Below are 16,455 nucleotides of genomic sequence, written 5' to 3' on the forward strand. Positions count from 1 at the left end.
CTGCGATGCGGTGTGTCAGGCGAAACACTTCGCGAACAAGCTCGCGCCTACAGGGATTTCGGATGTTTGCACAATCTTGGTTTAACGCCGAACCGTTGGGGCGAGGCTTGCCCGCGAAGTTAACGACGCGCAGTGTCAGGCGAATCCAGGCGTCAGCTTCGCGGGCAAGCCTCGCTCCAACAAAAGCTGATGCACTGTCGACATGCGGATTCGAGCAAACCCGCAATAACCGATGCGTTCGTGGTGCTCGTGATTTGTAGGAGCCAACTTGTTGGCGAGGGTTCGGTGCGGTGTGTCAGGCGAAACACTTCGCGAACAAGCTCGCGCCTACAGGGCCTGTGGTTGCAAGACCATGCCGTCGCGGGCGATGGTGACGTTGGCGGGTAGCTCGCGGGGTTCGTGCATCAACCACGCATCCAGCGTGTGCCCAATGTGAGTCAGCACTGCCTGCCGTGGCTGCAGTGCATCGACAATCTGCAACGCCAGATTAAGGTCATTGTGATTACGCGGGGTTTGCGGCTGAGGCGGCATGGAGCAATCGAGGATCAACACATCCAAAGGCGCCTGTTGCAGATACGCCGTGGTGTCTTCAGGCAGGCCAACTGTATCGGTTAGATAAGCGACACGTCGGCCTTCGATTTCCAGCAAATAACCCAACGTCGGCCTGGAATGCACCAGCGGCAACGCGGTGACATTCAATGCACCCAACTGCCGCGTTTCAAATTCAGCAAACGGCTGACTGAAATCCAGAATCCCCGGATGTTTGTAGAGGTCCGCCAGCCCTTCGCGATCCGCGGGGCCATGGACCGGAATCACCAACCCCTGCCCCCAGCGCAAATGCAACAGGCCTTGAGCGTGATCGGCATGGTAATGGGTCTGCAGAATCCCCCTCAGACTATGCGGAGGAAAACGCTCGCACAGGTCTGTCAGCCCGCTGTCGATCAACCAACGCTGATCACCCACTTCCACCAGCGCGCAACACGGCAACCGCCGCCAGCGCGAATCATCATGGGCAGCCAGACACGCCACGCACTGGCAGCCATAGACCGGCACCTGGCGCGCATCGCCAGTGCCGAGCAAGGTCAGGCGCATACGCGCTCGCGATCAAGATGATGAATCAAGCGCGCCACAGTACTGGGCAACGGGCCTGAGTTATCCAGCTCAAACAACCCTGAATCGCCCGCCGACAGCTCCGAAGCAAACTGCGCATTGCGCGCCAGTCGTGCGTCGATCTCGTCCACTGATTCGCGCGCTCGCGCCAGCAGGCGTTGACGCAATACTGCCTGATCCACCGTCAGCAGCACGGCCAGCAATTGGGGATAACGCTCGCGAGCCTGAAGCAGATGCCCGCGCGAGCCATTGATCAGCACGCCATGCCCCTGCGCCAGCCATTGATCGATCTCGACGGGAATGCCGTAGTGCAAGCCGTTGGCAAACCAGCTCAAGGCAAACTCGCCCTGCGCCTGCATCGTCAGAAACCGTTCGACGCTGACCGCCTGCGCAGCCTCGCCATTTGCTTCCGCCGAACGGGTGATGACCCGACGCACGATCCGGCAGCCACGCTCGGCCAAAGGTTCGCGCGCCGCATCCAGCAGGCTGTCCTTGCCCGAACCGGACGGTCCGATGAGATAGATCAACCTGCCTGCCATCAAAACACCCTCTTCGCCTGTCGCCAGACCTGTTGGATCACCGGCAGCGTGCCGTGGCTTCTGGCGTGAATCAGATCGGCCCGCAGACCGACACGGATTTCGCCGCGATCATTGAGCCCCGCCGCCCTGGCCGGTGCGCCGCTGACCGTGTCCATCGCCTTGGCCAGCCCGGCGCCCTGCCCGCCCTCCTGCCCAAAAGAGTCCAGTTGCGCGGCCAGCGCAAACGCTGCCTGCAACAGACTCGCCGGATAATAATCGCTCGACAAAATATCCAGTAGCCCTTCTTTCGCCAGGTCGGCCGCCGCGATATTGCCCGAATGCGAGCCGCCGCGAACGATGTTCGGCGCGCCCATCACCACGCTCATGCCCAGGCGACGGCAACCTTGCGCCGCCTCCAGCGTAGTCGGGAATTCGGCAATGGACATGCCGTAAGCCGCCGACTCCTCCACGTGCGCCAAGGTCGCGTCATCGTGACTGGCCACCGACAGCCCGCGCGCCAGGCAGATGTCGACAATAGCCTTGCGATAACGGTCGCTGTAGGTCTTGGAGTTGGCGACCTGCTCGACGACGAACTCGTCCATCTGCTCGCTGCTCAGGTGATATTTACCCATGTAGTACTCGCGGTACTTGGATTCAAGGGCAAATTGACGCTGACCCGGCGAATGGTCCATCACCGACACCAGTTGCACCAGCGGCTGCTCCACCAGATCGCGGAACACGCTCAGCGTGTCGGGGTGGCAGACTTCGCAGCGCAGGTGCAGGCGGTGTTCGGCGCGGGTCATGTCCGAGGCGTTGGCCTTGGCGATGGCGTCGATCATCCCCGGCAATTGCTGCATGCGCTTGCCCTTGGGGTTGACGTCGCCGATGGACAGCGCGTCGAACACCGTAGTGATGCCGGCCGCGATGATCTGCGCGTCATGGCTGATGATCGCCGAAGCCGACGGCCAGTCGACGCCGGGACGCGGGCTCAGGTATTTTTCGAGGTTGTCGGTGTGCAGCTCCACCAGGCCGGGCAACAGGTAATCGCCGTTGAGGTTTTGCGCATGTGGCAGACGGCTGAGGCCGGTTTCGACCTCGCTGATCAGCCCGTCGCGCAGCACCACCGTGCCGTTGAACACCTGATCGCCGGTGACGATTCTCGCGTTGGTCAGGATCTGTTCGTTCAGCATTCGAGCAACTCCTTGGCGGTCAGCTCCGCTGGGGTCATGTCCAGATGACGGTCGGCCACCGCTTCGCGGGCCAGACGGTCGTGGAAAATACCGATCACGGCAGCGCCGGCGTGTTTGGCTTCGTTGATCAGCTCGAGAACCACTTGGCGGTTGGTGTCGTCCAGCGAGGCAGTGGGTTCATCCAGCAGCATCAGCGGCCAAGGCACCATGAAGCCGCGAGCGATGTTGACCCGCTGTTGCTCGCCGCCGGAAAACGTCCCCGGCGCCAATTGCCACAGGCGCTGCGGGATGTTCAGACGCGCCAACAAATCCTCGGCCCGGGCCTTGGCGTCCGAGCGCCCCCAGCCTCGGGACAGCGCCGGTTCCATCACCACGTCCAAGGTGGACACCCTCGGAATGACCCGCAGAAACTGGCTGACGTAACCCAGGGTTTGCTGACGCACTGCCAGCACTTCCCGGGGCTCGGCGCCCACCAGTTCCAGCCACTGGCCCTGATGCTGAACGCGAATGCTGCCGCCCGCTGGCAGGTAGTTGCCGTACAGCGTGCGCAGCAAGGTGCTTTTGCCAGCGCCGGACTGACCATGCAGCACCAGGCATTCGCCAGCGCGCACCGAGAAGCTCAGGCCGCGCAGCACGTTGAGCACCACGCCGTTCTGCTGATGCAAAGTGAAGGTTTTCGAGAGGTCACGGACCTCGATCAGCGTGTTCATCAAAAGCACTCCAAAGACCGGATCAAGGCTGCAGGACCGAGGACACCAGCAGTTGCGAATAAGGATGCTGCGGGTCGTCGAGGATCTGATCGGTCAGGCCGGTCTCGACCACTCGCGAGCGACGCATGACCATCAAGCGATCCGCCAGCAACCGCGCCACCGCCAGGTCGTGGGTGACGATCACCACCGCCAGGTCCAGCTCGCGCACCAGGCCGCGCATCAGGTCCAGCAGCCGCGCTTGCACCGAGACGTCGAGGCCGCCGGTGGGTTCGTCCATGAACACCAGACGCGGGCCGGACACCAGATTGCGCGCCACTTGCAGTCGCTGTTGCATGCCGCCGGAAAAGGTCCGCGGCAGGTCATCAATGCGTGCCGGGTCGATCTCGACCTGATTCAGCCAATCCAGCCCTGCAGCCCGCAGCGCCTGATAATTGCGCACGCCCTGAGCCATCAAACGCTCACCGATGTTGGCCCCTGCCGAAACGCCCATGCGCAAGCCGTCGCGGGGGTTCTGCTCGACGAATCCCCATTCGGTGCGCAGCAAGGTGCGACGCTCGGCCTCGCTGGCGCTGTACAGATCCAGCCATCGGCCGGCGCCTTTGTGCGAGTCGGCGCGACGGTAATCGATGCGCCCGGAATCCGGCGGGCAACGGCCACTGAGCAGCGACAGCAACGTTGACTTGCCAGAACCGGACTCACCGACGATGCCCAGCACTTCGCCCGGATACAGCTCGAAGCTGACGTCCTGACAGCCCTTTTCCGGACCATACAGTTTGCCCAGTCCGCTTACTTTGAGCAGCGGTTGCGAGCGGTCGGTGGCACGGTCGGCTGCGCGATCGGTCTGTGTCACGTCGTTGATTGCATGGGCAGCATTCATTGGCCGTTCTCCCCTTGGAGCACGCGTTGCGCGCAGTAATCGCTGTCCGAACAGACGAAGCTCTGGGTGCCCTGATCGTCGAGAATCAGCTCGTCGAGGAAGGATTCGTGGCTGCCGCAGATGGCGCAGTTCTGTTCCCACTTCTGCACTTCGAACGGGTGGTCTTCAAAGTCCAGGCTGCTGACCTTGGTGTAGGGCGGCACCGCGTACAGGCGCTTCTCGCGACCGGCGCCGAACAGCATCAGCGCCGGGCTCATGTCCAGTTTCGGGTTGTCGAATTTGGGGATTGGCGAGGGGTCCATGACGTAGCGATCATTGACCGTCACCGGGTATGCATAGGCCGTGGCGATGTGGCCGAAGGTGGCGATATCTTCGTAGAGCTTGACGTGCATCACCCCGTAATCGTTGAGCGCGTGCATGGTCCGGGTTTCGGTTTCCAGCGGCTCGATGAAGCGCAACGGCTCGGGATTGGGCACCTGATACACCATGATCTGGTCGGCGCTCAAACGCATTTCCGGAATCCGGTGGCGGGTCTGGATGATCGTCGCTTCCGGCGTGCGCTCGGTGGTGGCGACGCCTGCGGTGCGGGCGAAGAAGCGGCGGATCGAGACTGCGTTGGTGGTGTCGTCGGCGCCCTGATCGGTGACTTTCAGCACGTCATCGGCGCCAAGAATTGCCGCCGTCAGCTGCATGCCGCCGGTGCCCCAGCCGTAGGGCAACGGCATTTCACGGCCGCCGAACGGCACCTGATAACCGGGGATCGCCACGGCCTTGAGCAGGCCGCGACGGATCATCCGTTTGGTTTGTTCGTCCAGGTACGCGAAGTTGTAAGCCTCATCCCGCGCAGGCCGGGGTTGGGTGGCGGCGTTCATTGGCCGTTCTCCTTGGCGTGCGCCTGCCCGTTGAAGGGCTTGCGCAGTTTGCGGATCAATTCCAGTTCGGACTGGAAGTCGACGTAGTGCGGCAGCTTGAGGTGCGAGACGAAACCTGCAGCTTCGACGTTGTCGCAGTGGGCCAGCACGAACTCTTCCTGCTGCGCGGGGGACTGAATTTCTTCGGCGTATTCCTCGGCGCGCAGGGAGCGGTCCACCAGCGCCATGCCCATGGCCTTGCGCTCGGCGTGACCGAATGCCAGGCCGTAGCCGCGCGTGAATTGCGCAGGCTCGCTGCCGGAGCCGACGAACTGGTTAACCATCTCGCACTCGGTGATTTCGATGGCACCGATGGCAATCGGGAAACCCAACTCGTCAGGCTCGATCCACACGTCCACTTCGCCGATGCGGATTTCCCCGGCGAACGGGTGATTGCGCCCGTAACCGCGCTGGGTCGAATAGCCCAGCGCCAACAGGAAACCCTCATCGCCTCGGGCCAGCGCCTGCAGCCGTTGCGCACGGCTGGCCGGGTACTCAAGCGGCTCGCGGGTGATGTCGGCGATAGCCTCGCCGGTGTCGGCTTCTTCCTTGATCAGGCCTTCCTTGGCCAGCAATCCCAAGACTCGCGGGCAGGGTTCCAACGCGGTGTTTTCCTGCGCGGACGGGCCGGGATATTCGCCCTCGGCCAGCAGGCTGAAATCCAGCAAGCGGTGGGTGTAATCGAAGGTCGGTCCTAACAGTTGACCGCCCGGCACGTCCTTGAACGTGGCCGACAGACGACGGCTGAGCAGCATGTTCCCGGTATCGATCGGCAAGCTGGCGGTGAAGCGTGGCAAAGTCGTGCGGTAGGCGCGCAGGAGGAAAATCGCTTCCACCAGATCCCCCGCCGCCTGCTTGATCGCGAGCGCTGCCAGTTGCTCGTCGTACAGCGAGCCTTCGGTCATCACCCGAGCCACCGCCAGCGGCAATTGCTGACGGATTTGCTCGACGTCCAGTTCGGCAATCGAGGTGTCGCCACGACGCTTTTTCGCCAGCACCTTGTGCGCATTATCGATGGCCTGTTCGCCACCCTTGACCGCAACGTACATCAGGCACCTCCCTGGAACGCGACTTGGGTGCTGCGCGGCAGCCCCATCAGTTCGCTGCCGGCGAGAAAGAACACGTCGATGCCCCGGGGGAAGTCGCTGCGCGATTCGCGCTCCTGCCAGAAATTATCCGCCAACGGCAGCGCCACCTGGTTTTCGCTCTGGATGCCCGGCCCGCGCCAGGACAGCTGCCGTCCGCCCTCGAGCGCTGGCAATTGAACCAGCAGCGTGCAGGACTGATCGGGATAGCGGTCGTTGCCCAGATCGAAACCGCTCAGGTCATGCAACTGGCTGTCGTCGAGCAGCGCAAAGCGTGCGTTCTGGCGGTCGCTGACAATCGGGCAACCGCAGTGAAAGGTCAGGTTGGCGCGAATCGCCTGGGTGTCGAATTTGGGCGCAAGCCACAGCGGCGTGTCGATATCCAGCAGCGCCAGACACAGAGCGTGGCTGGCAGCGGCCAGGCCTTCCAAGTGCGGCGGCAATTGCGCAGGCAACAGGTTTTGCGTAACGCCTGGCCCTGCGAGGGCTTTGAGGGCAGCGCGAAAGCTGCGCTGGGCGTCGAGCACGGGATCGGCGAACGCGGGCTGTAAAACAGCGGATTGTGAAGATGCGGATTGAAAAAGAGAGGCGCTCATCAGTTTTCTCCTCTGACCAGGGTGAAGAACTCCACTTTGGTCGCTGCGGTTTCGGCTTCTTTCCGGGCCCGGCGCGCGGCTTGTGCCTGCGTCAGGGGTTCGATCAGCTCACTCAACCAGCGAGCCTGTTGCGGGCCTTGCAGGTGTGCATCGGCCAGGGCCGCCAGTTCGGCGTGGGCCTTGTCGCGCCCGGCCAGGTAGCTGTAACCGGTACGACCGTCGGCCAGGCGCACCACGCAACGGGTGACGCTCATTTCGCCGACGTTGAACGGCGCACCGCTACCGCCCATGCGCCCACGGACCAGGGTCATGCCGATTTCCGGCGCCCGGATCAGTTGGTATTCGGCATCGCGCAGTGCCGGTTCATGAGCCTTCAAATCAGCACTCCGGGCGCGGGACAGCACGCCAATCCAGTGCTGACGTTCGGCATTGTCTTGATCCAAAGGGCTTTCAGGGTTCGGGGATGAGGCAGGCATCAGAGGCATCTCCATCATGTGACGACCTGGTACTGGAAGCGGTCGGAGCGGCTGGTGGACTGCGCAAGCTCCACCGGCCGGCCGGCTGCATCGCGCGAAAGAGTGAGCACGGTGAGTGCCGGAAGATGGCGCGGCATCAGCAACACGCTGGCCTCTTCGCGGCTGGGTAAACGGGCGCCGATCAGGCTGAAGGTGCGCGTCAGTTGCAGGTCCCGCTCAGCCAGAAACTGGCGCACGGACCCGCTTTTGTAGTCGGCCAGCAATTGGCTGCGGGTGGCGCAATAGCGGTGACGTATGAGGCTCACCGGCTGGCCGTCGAGGCGGCGAAGGGTTTGCAGTTCGATCAATGGCGCGTGTTCTGGCAGGCCCAGATGTTCGGCGTCTTCGCGGGTGGCGATGCAGTGGCGGCGCTGCAACAGGATCGCTTCAACGCCATGTCCTTGAGCTGACAACGATTGGCTGTAGGCACTTTCAGCGGCTACCGGGTAAATCAACGGACGACCCAGGACTTGGGTGCCCTTGCCCTGGCGGCGCAGCAGACTGCCTTCGCGCACCAGTTCGTCGATGGCGCGGCGCACGGTGTGGCGGTTGACCGAAAATCGCGCTGCCAGCTGGATCTCGGCAGGCAGGTATTCCCCTGCATTGAAACCGCTCAACTCGCTGCGCAGGGTGTCCGCCAGCTCCCGGTACATCGGTTCGCGAGGCAGTGTTTCGCGATGCGAGGGTTCGGATTGTCTAGACAAGTACATGGCTAAAAAAAGGGTTCGCACCCTCTCCTGTCAGTTAGATGAACTGCTTGCGCAGGCGCTGGGAAATGATGTCGATCACGCTGACCACCACGATGATCACCAAGAGCACGGCGCAGGTCTGAACGAACTCGAACGCGCGGATGTTTTCCCAGAGGATCACCCCGATACCGCCCGCACCGACCATCCCCACCACCGTCGCCGAGCGCACGTTGGATTCGAAGCGGTACAGCGCATAGGAGATCCACAGCGGCAGCACCTGCGGGATGACCCCGTAAATCACTTCTTGCAATGCACTGGCGCCTGTCGCGCGCACGCCTTCAACTGGCCCCGGATCGATGGCTTCAACCGCTTCGGCGAACAGCTTGGCGAGTACGCCGGTGGTGCTGATCCAGAGCGCCAGGACACCGGCGAACGGGCCCAGACCGACCGCGACCACAAACAGCATCGCGAAGACCATTTCATTGATGGAGCGGAAGGAATCCATGACCCGGCGCAGCGGCTGGTGAATCCACCACGGAGTGATGTTGTCGGCGCAGAGAATGCCCAGGGGCACGGAGCAGACGATCGCAAGCAAAGTGCCCCACAGCGCGATGTGCACAGTGACGATCATTTCCTTGAGGTACGAACGCCATTCGTGAAAGTCCGGCGGGAAGAAGTCGGCGGCGAAGGTCGCCATGTTCCCGGAGTCGCGATAGAGCGCGAGCGGGTTCATTTCCGCGCCGTGCCAGGCCCAGGCCATCATCGCGGCGAACAGGCCCCAGCCCAGGTATCGGCTCCAGGAGCGCTTGCCGACGGCTTCGGCATATACAGCGTGAGTGGTCATAAACGATCCCGTTTGCAGGGTTAAAAACGACAGCTCGAATGCGTTGGCAGGCGCGGTGCCGATGCACCGCGCCGCACCGGTCAGCCCGCTTTGGCGGTGCCTTGTTTTTCCAGGTCGGAGATACGGTCCTGAAGCTTGGTCAGGCCTTCATCGATGGCTTTGAGGCGCGTAGCTTTTTCATTGGCATCGAGGGTGGTGCTGGCGGTGACTTCGGACTTCTGCTTGAACAGGTCCAGTTGGCGGATGGTCAGCAACTGGTCGTCAGAGGACTTGAGGAACTTGCCCATCTGCATGTTCTTGAGCACGGCTTTTTCTTCGTCGGTGTCGCCGTAGGTGGCGAAGAATTCGCGGATCTTGTTCTTGTCGTCGTCCGACATGGATTTGCGCCAGACCATCGGGTCCGCCGGGATGATCGGAGATTTCCAGATCACTTTGAGCAGCGCCGCTTTGTCCGGCTGGGTCACTTCCAGGCGGTCCCAGCTTTCGGTGTTGAAGGTGGCGACATCCAGCTGGCCCTTGGCGACGCTCAAGGCGTTCACTTCGTGGCTGGAGTTGAGGGTGCGTTTGAACGCGGTGGCGGCGTCGACGTTGTTCTTGGCGAACACGTAGTAGCCGGGGATCAGGTAGCCGGAGGTGGAGTTTGGATCGCCGTTACCGAAGGTCAGCTCCTTGGCGTGCTTGAGCATGTCTTCGACCGAATTGATCGGGCTGTCCTTGCGCGCAATGATCACGCTCCAGTAGCCCGGCGCGCCATTGGCAGCAGCGGTCTGGGCAAAGATTTCACCGCCGGAACGGTCTACAGCTTCCATCGCCGCTTTGTTGCCCAGCCAGGCCACATCGACCTTGTTGAAGCGCATGCCCTGAATCAGCCCGGCGTAGTCGGAGGCGAAGGTGGCCTTGACGTTCAGGCCGGTCTTTTTCGTCATGTCATCGAGGAACGGCTGCCAGACGCTTTTCAGGTTTTGCGAAGACTCGGTGGACATGATGCCGAAGTTGATGACCTTGTCGTCGGCTTGCGCGTTACCCAGCAGGCAGCTGGCGAGCAAGGCGGCAGACGCGAACACGCGACCGATACTGTTCAACATTGAGTGCTCCTGAATCGAGAGGTTGTGCGTTGTCTGTAGGAGCCAACTTGTTGGCGAGGCAGCTGACGCGGTGTGTCAGGGATGGCGCCTCGCGAACAAGTTCGCTCCTACAGGGTTTGTGCGTTGTCTGTAGGAGCCAACTTGTTGGCGAGGGCCCTGACGCGGTGTGTCAGGGATGACGCCTCGCGAACCAGTTCGCTCCTACAGGGTTTGTGCGTTGTCTGTAGGAGCCAACTTGTTGGCGAGGCAGCTGACGCGGTGTGTCAGGAAAAACGCCTCGCGAACACGTTCGCTCCTACAGGGGAATGTGGTCAGGCCTGGGCCAGCGCCAATCGCGGTGGCTTGCCGGGCTTGCGGGTCTGGTCGGAAAACATGAGGCTGGTGTCCAGGTCGCCGCCGTACAGCTCATTGAGAAACTGGCTACTCAGCTCGGTGCCCTTGCCGTCGTAATGAATGCGCCCGGCTTTGAGGGCAACGGCACGCGGGCAATACCGCACGGCGTAATCGACTTGATGCAGGGTGACGACCACGGTCTTGCCGTCGCGACGATTGATATCGGAAAGGATTTCCATGACGTTGCGCGCAGATTCCGGGTCCAGCGAAGCAATGGGCTCGTCTGCCAGAATCACTTCAGCGCGCTGGGTCAAAGCCCGGGCAATCGCCACACGCTGCTGTTGACCGCCGGAAAGCGTTGAGGCGCGCTGATGGGCCAGATCGGCAAGGCCGACGCGAGCCAGTGATTCCATGGCCCGTTGCTTTTCCTCGGCGTTGAACAGCCCCAGATTGCCACGCCAGCGTGGCATGCGACCCAGGCATCCAAGCAGCACGTTGTCCATCACGCTGAGGCGATTGACCAGATTGAATTGCTGAAAGATGTAGCCGATGTCAGCGCGCAAGCGGCGCACTTTACTGTTCAAGCGGCCCGAGGCCTGCACCTCACGGCCCAGCACCTGGACGTTGCCGCCGTTGTTGCGATCACAACACGCAAGGCCCGCGAGGTGGCGCAACAGGGTAGATTTGCCGGAGCCCGAAGCGCCGATCAGCGCGACCATTTCTCCGGGTTGTATAGACAATGCGAGATCAACCAGAGCGGTCTTGCGGGCAAATGTCTTGTTCAAGCGGTCGACATGGATGGCTGGGTTCATGGGCTTCTCTGTCTTGTGGGGCTGGCGTGCTGCCAACGCGATTTGACGACCTGCCAAACCGGTCCATGGCTGGCTGCGGTGCGAGTGACATTAGAGAGAGCGTGTGGCAGTCCGATGAACCAAACATGAACGTGGGATAACAGTTTGTTGAAGGTTTGAGGTAGGGTTTTGAGGGGTTTTGGCCGACATCACACGCTAGAATCGCGGCCTGACCGGCGTGTGGGCTAGACAAGTTAGGGCCACTTTCCGTAGGAGCGAACTTGTTCGCGAGACGTACTGTCTGGCACCCCGCCTGAATTTCTCGCCAACAAGTTGGCTCCTACAGACTGGCGCCCGACCATCGCGTTTGACGCGGGGTTAGGAATTGAACAACGAGCGCGCACCCATGAACTGGATTCAAACCATGAAAAAAACGCTGTCGATCACCCTGCTCAGCGCGCTGCCGTTGATGGCCTACGCCGCTGGCAGCGTCGCCGAGAACACCCCGCCTCTGGCTCAAACAGGCTCGGCCCATTACACCTTCGAGCGCCTGAACGTAGACTCGCCCGGCGGTGAGATTCACTACCGCCTCGACATCGCCATTCCCAAAAAAGCGCCGCCCGCCACTGGCTACCCGGTGATGTACCTGCTGGACGGCAACAACGTCATGGCCGAGCTGCGCGATGACTGGCTGGGGAAACTGGAAGCAGGCAGCCCGCCGCTGCTGGTGATGATCGGCTACGACATCGATGGCACTTACGACATGCAACAACGCACCCGCGATTACACCGGGGCGACGTCAGCGGCGTTTCTTGACCTCATTCAAAGCAAAATAAAACCTGAAGTGCAGGCGCGCTACGCCATCGATCAATCGCGCCAGATGCTGTGGGGCCACTCGTTTGGCGGATTGTTCGTGCTGTACGCGCTGCTGGAAAAACCCGAAGCGTTCCAGACCTGGTTCGCCGCCAGTCCTTCGCTGTGGTTTCAGCCGATGACCTTCGACAACGGCATGGCGTTGCAGCGGTTCGCAGGTGATCAACCGAAGACGGTTCGCATCATGCGCGGGGAACGGGAAGGCAAGCCACCGGTTGGGCAGTTCGATAACGGCTCGCCAGAAAGAAGAAAGGCCATGGCGGCGGTGCCGAATGACTCCAACCGGTTGTTGGCCGAGCACCTGGCAACGCTGCCCAATACCGACGCGACCTATGAGCAGCCCAATGGGCGAAACCATGGGCAGATGTTCAGTACGGCGCTTTACCCCGCGCTGCGGATGGCGGCAGGGTTGCCCGAAAAACCGTGACTTCAGGAGCGCTAAACCCGTGGGAGCGGACCTGTCCGCGAAGACATCATTTCAGACACTAAAGATGTGCTGAATGTACCGACGCCTTCGCGGACAGGTCCGCTCCCACAGTGTGAATCACATTGACCTGCTGGAACGCTGTGTTTTCAGATCCGGAACGTGCCCACCAGATGCTGCAAGCGCGCGGTCTGGTGTTCCAGTTGCGAGCACGCATCGAGAGTGGATTTGAGGTTGTCGACGCCTTCCTGGTTGAGGGTGTTGATCTCGGTGATGTCGACGTTGATCGATTCCACCACGGCAGTCTGCTCCTCGGTCGCGGTCGCCACCGACTGGTTCATGCCGTCGATTTCGCCGATGCGCTGGGTCACGCTGCCCAGCCGTTCGCCGGCCTGATTGGCGATCACCACACTGCTTTCGCTTTGGCGCTGGCTCTCGGTCATGTTGACCACCGCATCCCGCGCGCCGACTTGCAGCTCTTCAATCATCTTCTGCACTTGCTGCGCCGAATCCTGAGTGCGATGGGCCAGGTTGCGCACCTCATCAGCCACCACAGCAAATCCACGACCGGCCTCACCCGCACGCGCCGCTTCAATCGCAGCGTTGAGCGCCAGCAGGTTGGTCTGCTGGGAGATGCCGGAAATCACTTCCAGAATCTGTCCGATGTTGGCGGTCTTGTTGTTCAGGGTTTCGATGTTGACGCACGACTCGCTGATCTTCTGCGACAGCTGATTCATCGCAGCGATGGTCTGGCTGACGACGCTCTGCCCTTCGCTCGCCAACTGGCTCGCCTGGCTGGAATGCTGCGAAGCGAGGGCTGCGTTCTGCGCGATCTCTTGAGCGGCGGCGCCCAGTTGGTTGATCGCGGCGGCCACGCTGGTGGTGCGGTTGGCCTGCTGATCGGAATTCCTCATTGAGGAATTGGACGCACCCACGACCTGCGCGGCGACTTCCCCCAACTGCCCGGCGGTGGATGCCACTTCGCGGATCGAGCCGTGAATACGCTCTACAAAGCGGTTGAACGATTGCGCCATCCGACCAAATTCATCGTTGGAATCGTTGTTCAATCGCTTGGTCAGATCGCCTTCGCCGTCGGCGATATCGGCCATGGCGCGGCCCATCTGGTGCAGCGGTTGCATCAGCACGCGAATCAACAACCCCAGCAACAGCATGATGATCGCCACGGCAATGACCATGGCGGTGATCGCCGAGGAGCGGAATTCGCTGAGCATCGAATACGCTGCATCACGATCCAGCACCAGCGCCACGTACCAGTTGGCCGAACTCAGGCCCTGGACTTTGGTGAAGGAGATGAACTGCGCCTTGCCAGCGGATTCAATCTCGGCCACACCGGGTGCGATTTTCGGCGCTCCGTCGGGATAGGCCTCACTGACACTCTTGAGAACCAGCTTGCTGTCGGGGTGAATCAGAATCTTGCCGTCGGCGCTGACGATGTACGCATAACCGTGACCTCCGAAGTTCAGCGAATTGATGGTCTTGCTGATAGCGTCCAGCGAGATGTCCGCGCCCGCGACGCCAATCATTTGCCCCTGCTGGCGCACCGGAGTGGCCAGGGTCACCACCAGTTTGCCGGACGAGGCGGCAATGTAGGGTTCGGTGACGATGGTGGCTTGGGCTGCGTCGGCGGCTTTGTACCAGCCACGGGCGCGGGGGTCATAATCAGCGGCACGATTGCCGGCGGGCACGGAGAACATCACGCCGTCCTTGCCACCGAAATAGCTGAGCTGGAAGTTTTCCGGATAGACCGGCAAGCCGATGGCGCGCTGCAGACTGGCTTGCGCGGGGCCGTCCACGGCAATCTGTTGCGCCATGGAATGCAGCAATTGGGTGCGGCTTTCCAGCCAGGTCTGAATATTTTGCGTGGTCAGACTGCCTAACTGGGTAAGTTCAGAATCCACATTGTTTTTCAGGGTTTCCCGTTGTCGGAAATCGTTCACCACGATAAACAGCGAGAACGCGACGACAACTATCAACGCGGCAGCCAGCAGGATCTTTCTGCTGAAGCCAAGACTTCTGATCATACGTTTGTATCCATCAACAGGAATGACAGCGAGGGTGTGCACCACCGGATAGGCAAGCGCTGCGCTTTGTACGGGCTTGCTCGGCAAAAGGGAAGACGCGGCCTGAGAAATGTGTCGGCCGGTTTCGGGGAGGCGTTAGTTAGGGTGACGAGTGGTGGGGAGTTGATTAACGCACGCACATAACAATTGCTGGAATCTTGTAACCATACTGTGGGAGCGGACCTGTCCGCGAAGACTGCATCACAGCCGAAACATTGATTGAATGTGCCGACGTATTCGCGGACAGGTCCGCTCCCACGGGTTATGCGCAATGCCCGTCATGGGGCAACGCGTAAACGCTACTTGGCAAACAACTGCGACATGTCCTTGAACGCCTTGAACTCAAGCGCATTGCCGCATGGGTCGAACAGGAACATCGTCGCCTGCTCGCCCACCTGCCCCTTGAAGCGCACGTACGGTTCGATCACGAACTTCACGCCCTGCCCGCGCAAGCGCTCGGCCAACGCTTCCCAGGTTTCCCAACCCAGCACCACACCAAAATGCGGCACAGGTACGTCGTGACCGTCCACCGCGTTGCTACCGGCGTGGGCCTGAGAGTCGGTTTTAGGGTGTTCGTGAATCACCAGTTGATGGCCAAAAAAGTCGAAGTCCACCCACTGCTCACTGGAGCGGCCTTCCGGCAGGTTGAACACGTTGGCGTAGAAGTGACGCGCAGCGGCCAGGTCGTAAACCGGAATGGCCAGGTGAAACGGCGTAAGCGTAGAGGTCGGTGTGGTCACGGTGATGTCTCTTTATAGTGAATGGACGTATCTTTGCCCATTGATTCATGAATTGAAAACTCATAATTTTCGTGTCGAGCACGAATTTTTTTGATTAGAGAGCGCCACATGATCCGCGAACTGAAAACCCTGCTGACCGTTGCCCGCCTCGGTACCTTTGTCGCAGCGGGCAACCACATCGGCCTGACTCAGTCGGCGGTCAGTGCGCAGATCCGCACGCTGGAAAAAGCGCTGGGCGGCAATCTGTTTGATCGAAATGGCCGCAGCGCCACGCTTAACGCGGCGGGTCAGCGTGCCCTCCCCATGGCGCGGGAGATCATCGAGATTTACGAGCGCATGGCAAAACCCGAGCACGACAGCGGCTATTTCGGCGAACTGGTGATCGGCGCCATCGCCACCGTGCAGACCGGTTTGCTGCCGGACGCACTGGTACGGCTCAACCGCGAGGCGCCCGCTGTTGAGGCGAAGGTAATGCCGGGGGTGTCGCAGAACCTGCTGAACAGCGTCGACGCTGGCGAGATCGATCTGGCGATCATGATCCATCCGCCCTTCGCGCTGCCCAAGGATTTGCACCTGGAAGTGCTCCAGCGTGAGCCGTTTGTGTTGATCGTGCCGGGGCATGTGGTGGGGGATGATCCGCTGCAGTTGCTGCGCGACAACCGCTTCGTGCGCTACGACCGGCATTCGTTCGGCGGGCGTCAAGTGAGCCGCTTTTTGCGCGAGCAGAAGATCGAGGTCAATCCGGGGTTGGAGCTGGACGAGGTGGAAGCGCTGGTGCGTATGGTCGAGGCCGGGCTGGGTGTTTCGTTGGTGCCACAGGCCGGTTTGTGGCTGGCGCGGGAGGCGAATATTCGGGTGATTGAGTTGGGGGCGTTGACCTTCTACCGGGAGCTGGTGCTGATCATGCGTCATGCCAATCGGCAGTTGCCGTTGCACAAGCTGTTTCGCGAATGTCTGGAATGATTGACGCGGAACCTTGTAGGAGCTGCCGAAGGCTGCGATGCGGTGTGGCTGATGCGCCTCGGGATCGGGGTCGAGATCGGGATCGGGATCGGGTGAATATCCGTTGTCGAGGGTGTTGCT

Annotated in this window: 17 protein-coding genes and 1 pseudogene; 2 read left to right on the forward strand and 16 right to left on the reverse strand. The window is 61.2% G+C overall.

The genetic code is table 11. The features are described 5' to 3' along the window. Positions 1-327 precede the first annotated feature (327 nt). From phnP to phnC, 13 genes are all read right to left on the reverse strand, one after another. A complete protein-coding gene (gene phnP, locus ACWKWM_RS07860; protein ID WP_483845597.1) occupies positions 328-1,092 on the reverse strand; it encodes a phosphonate metabolism protein PhnP in 765 nt (254 codons plus the stop codon). After that, a complete protein-coding gene (phnN, locus tag ACWKWM_RS07865) occupies positions 1,083-1,649 on the reverse strand; it encodes a phosphonate metabolism protein/1,5-bisphosphokinase (PRPP-forming) PhnN (protein ID WP_483845598.1) in 567 nt (188 codons plus the stop codon). Before phnN ends, phnP begins: the two co-directional genes overlap by 10 nt. Then, on the reverse strand, positions 1,649-2,818 hold the full coding sequence (locus ACWKWM_RS07870) for an alpha-D-ribose 1-methylphosphonate 5-triphosphate diphosphatase (protein WP_483845599.1): 1,170 nt from the start codon (positions 2,816-2,818) through the stop codon (positions 1,649-1,651). Before ACWKWM_RS07870 ends, phnN begins: the two co-directional genes overlap by 1 nt. Continuing rightward, positions 2,812-3,528 carry a phosphonate C-P lyase system protein PhnL gene (gene phnL, locus ACWKWM_RS07875; RefSeq protein WP_483845600.1) on the reverse strand — a complete coding sequence of 239 codons (717 nt, stop codon included), beginning with the start codon at positions 3,526-3,528 and terminating at the stop codon, positions 2,812-2,814. Before phnL ends, ACWKWM_RS07870 begins: the two co-directional genes overlap by 7 nt. A 22-nt stretch (positions 3,529-3,550) precedes the next feature. Further along, complete coding sequence (phnK, locus tag ACWKWM_RS07880; protein WP_483845601.1) at positions 3,551-4,405, reverse strand: phosphonate C-P lyase system protein PhnK; 855 nt, start codon at positions 4,403-4,405, stop codon at positions 3,551-3,553. Then, the gene (locus ACWKWM_RS07885) at positions 4,402-5,277 is read right to left on the reverse strand and encodes an alpha-D-ribose 1-methylphosphonate 5-phosphate C-P-lyase PhnJ (protein ID WP_483845602.1); all 876 of its coding nucleotides are present in this window, start codon (positions 5,275-5,277) and stop codon (positions 4,402-4,404) included. Before ACWKWM_RS07885 ends, phnK begins: the two co-directional genes overlap by 4 nt. Continuing rightward, on the reverse strand, positions 5,274-6,365 hold the full coding sequence (locus tag ACWKWM_RS07890) for a carbon-phosphorus lyase complex subunit (RefSeq protein WP_483845603.1): 1,092 nt from the start codon (positions 6,363-6,365) through the stop codon (positions 5,274-5,276). Before ACWKWM_RS07890 ends, ACWKWM_RS07885 begins: the two co-directional genes overlap by 4 nt. After that, entirely contained in the window at positions 6,365-6,997 is a 633-nt protein-coding gene (gene phnH / locus ACWKWM_RS07895) for a phosphonate C-P lyase system protein PhnH (RefSeq protein WP_483845604.1), read from the reverse strand. The genes ACWKWM_RS07890 and phnH overlap by 1 nt, the downstream gene beginning before the upstream one ends. Further along, the gene (gene phnG, locus ACWKWM_RS07900) at positions 6,997-7,473 is read right to left on the reverse strand and encodes a phosphonate C-P lyase system protein PhnG (protein ID WP_483845605.1); all 477 of its coding nucleotides are present in this window, start codon (positions 7,471-7,473) and stop codon (positions 6,997-6,999) included. Before phnG ends, phnH begins: the two co-directional genes overlap by 1 nt. A 14-nt stretch (positions 7,474-7,487) precedes the next feature. Continuing rightward, positions 7,488-8,222, reverse strand: coding sequence for a phosphonate metabolism transcriptional regulator PhnF (phnF, locus tag ACWKWM_RS07905; protein WP_483845606.1), 735 nt, complete (start codon positions 8,220-8,222; stop codon positions 7,488-7,490). A gap of 34 nt (positions 8,223-8,256) precedes the next feature. After that, positions 8,257-9,045, reverse strand: a complete 789-nt coding sequence (gene phnE, locus ACWKWM_RS07910; protein ID WP_483845607.1) for a phosphonate ABC transporter, permease protein PhnE — start codon at positions 9,043-9,045, stop codon at positions 8,257-8,259. Between the two features lie 80 nt (positions 9,046-9,125). Continuing rightward, positions 9,126-10,130 (reverse strand): phosphonate ABC transporter substrate-binding protein, encoded by a 1,005-nt coding sequence (gene phnD, locus ACWKWM_RS07915; protein WP_483845608.1) that lies wholly within the window; start codon positions 10,128-10,130, stop codon positions 9,126-9,128. Positions 10,131-10,441: 311 nt separating this feature from the next. After that, positions 10,442-11,275, reverse strand: a complete 834-nt coding sequence (phnC, locus tag ACWKWM_RS07920) for a phosphonate ABC transporter ATP-binding protein (protein WP_483845609.1) — start codon at positions 11,273-11,275, stop codon at positions 10,442-10,444. A gap of 385 nt (positions 11,276-11,660) precedes the next feature. Between phnC and ACWKWM_RS07925 the strand changes: the two genes are divergently transcribed. Further along, a complete protein-coding gene (locus tag ACWKWM_RS07925; protein WP_483845610.1) occupies positions 11,661-12,554 on the forward strand; it encodes an alpha/beta hydrolase in 894 nt (297 codons plus the stop codon). A gap of 146 nt (positions 12,555-12,700) precedes the next feature. On the opposite strand, the gene ACWKWM_RS07930 is transcribed toward ACWKWM_RS07925, so the two are convergent. From ACWKWM_RS07930 to ACWKWM_RS07940, 3 genes and pseudogenes are all read right to left on the reverse strand, one after another. After that, positions 12,701-13,585: a methyl-accepting chemotaxis protein gene (locus ACWKWM_RS07930; RefSeq protein WP_483845640.1), complete on the reverse strand. Its 885-nt coding sequence runs from the start codon at positions 13,583-13,585 to the stop codon at positions 12,701-12,703. After that, a pseudogene (locus ACWKWM_RS07935) lies at positions 13,559-14,593 on the reverse strand (HAMP domain-containing protein); the annotation flags it as partial. The gene ACWKWM_RS07930 and the pseudogene ACWKWM_RS07935, both read right to left, overlap by 27 nt. Before the next feature lie 338 nt (positions 14,594-14,931). Further along, positions 14,932-15,372, reverse strand: a complete 441-nt coding sequence (locus tag ACWKWM_RS07940; protein WP_483845611.1) for a VOC family protein — start codon at positions 15,370-15,372, stop codon at positions 14,932-14,934. 108 nt (positions 15,373-15,480) lie between these two features. Here ACWKWM_RS07940 and ACWKWM_RS07945 point away from each other — a divergent pair, with 108 nt between their 5' ends. Further along, the gene (locus tag ACWKWM_RS07945; protein WP_483845612.1) at positions 15,481-16,335 is read left to right on the forward strand and encodes a LysR substrate-binding domain-containing protein; all 855 of its coding nucleotides are present in this window, start codon (positions 15,481-15,483) and stop codon (positions 16,333-16,335) included. The last annotated feature ends 120 nt before the right edge of the window (positions 16,336-16,455 follow it).

It is taken from the genome of Pseudomonas rosaeacicularis (genome assembly GCF_057128745.1).

Excerpts from the sequence above, each read along its gene's own strand:
- phnP (WP_483845597.1), bottom strand. The coding sequence starts at position 1,092 with ATGCGCCTGACCTTGCTCGGCACTGGCGATGCGCGCCAGGTGCCGGTC.
- phnN (WP_483845598.1), bottom strand. The coding sequence starts at position 1,649 with ATGGCAGGCAGGTTGATCTATCTCATCGGACCGTCCGGTTCGGGCAAG.
- ACWKWM_RS07870 (WP_483845599.1), bottom strand. The coding sequence starts at position 2,818 with ATGCTGAACGAACAGATCCTGACCAACGCGAGAATCGTCACCGGCGAT.
- phnL (WP_483845600.1), bottom strand. The coding sequence starts at position 3,528 with ATGAACACGCTGATCGAGGTCCGTGACCTCTCGAAAACCTTCACTTTG.
- phnK (WP_483845601.1), bottom strand. The coding sequence starts at position 4,405 with ATGAATGCTGCCCATGCAATCAACGACGTGACACAGACCGATCGCGCA.
- ACWKWM_RS07885 (WP_483845602.1), bottom strand. The coding sequence starts at position 5,277 with ATGAACGCCGCCACCCAACCCCGGCCTGCGCGGGATGAGGCTTACAAC.
- ACWKWM_RS07890 (WP_483845603.1), bottom strand. The coding sequence starts at position 6,365 with ATGTACGTTGCGGTCAAGGGTGGCGAACAGGCCATCGATAATGCGCAC.
- phnH (WP_483845604.1), bottom strand. The coding sequence starts at position 6,997 with ATGAGCGCCTCTCTTTTTCAATCCGCATCTTCACAATCCGCTGTTTTA.
- phnG (WP_483845605.1), bottom strand. The coding sequence starts at position 7,473 with ATGCCTGCCTCATCCCCGAACCCTGAAAGCCCTTTGGATCAAGACAAT.
- phnF (WP_483845606.1), bottom strand. The coding sequence starts at position 8,222 with ATGTACTTGTCTAGACAATCCGAACCCTCGCATCGCGAAACACTGCCT.
- phnE (WP_483845607.1), bottom strand. The coding sequence starts at position 9,045 with ATGACCACTCACGCTGTATATGCCGAAGCCGTCGGCAAGCGCTCCTGG.
- phnD (WP_483845608.1), bottom strand. The coding sequence starts at position 10,130 with ATGTTGAACAGTATCGGTCGCGTGTTCGCGTCTGCCGCCTTGCTCGCC.
- phnC (WP_483845609.1), bottom strand. The coding sequence starts at position 11,275 with ATGAACCCAGCCATCCATGTCGACCGCTTGAACAAGACATTTGCCCGC.
- ACWKWM_RS07925 (WP_483845610.1), top strand. The coding sequence starts at position 11,661 with ATGAACTGGATTCAAACCATGAAAAAAACGCTGTCGATCACCCTGCTC.
- ACWKWM_RS07930 (WP_483845640.1), bottom strand. The coding sequence starts at position 13,585 with ATGGCGCAATCGTTCAACCGCTTTGTAGAGCGTATTCACGGCTCGATC.
- ACWKWM_RS07945 (WP_483845612.1), top strand. The coding sequence starts at position 15,481 with ATGATCCGCGAACTGAAAACCCTGCTGACCGTTGCCCGCCTCGGTACC.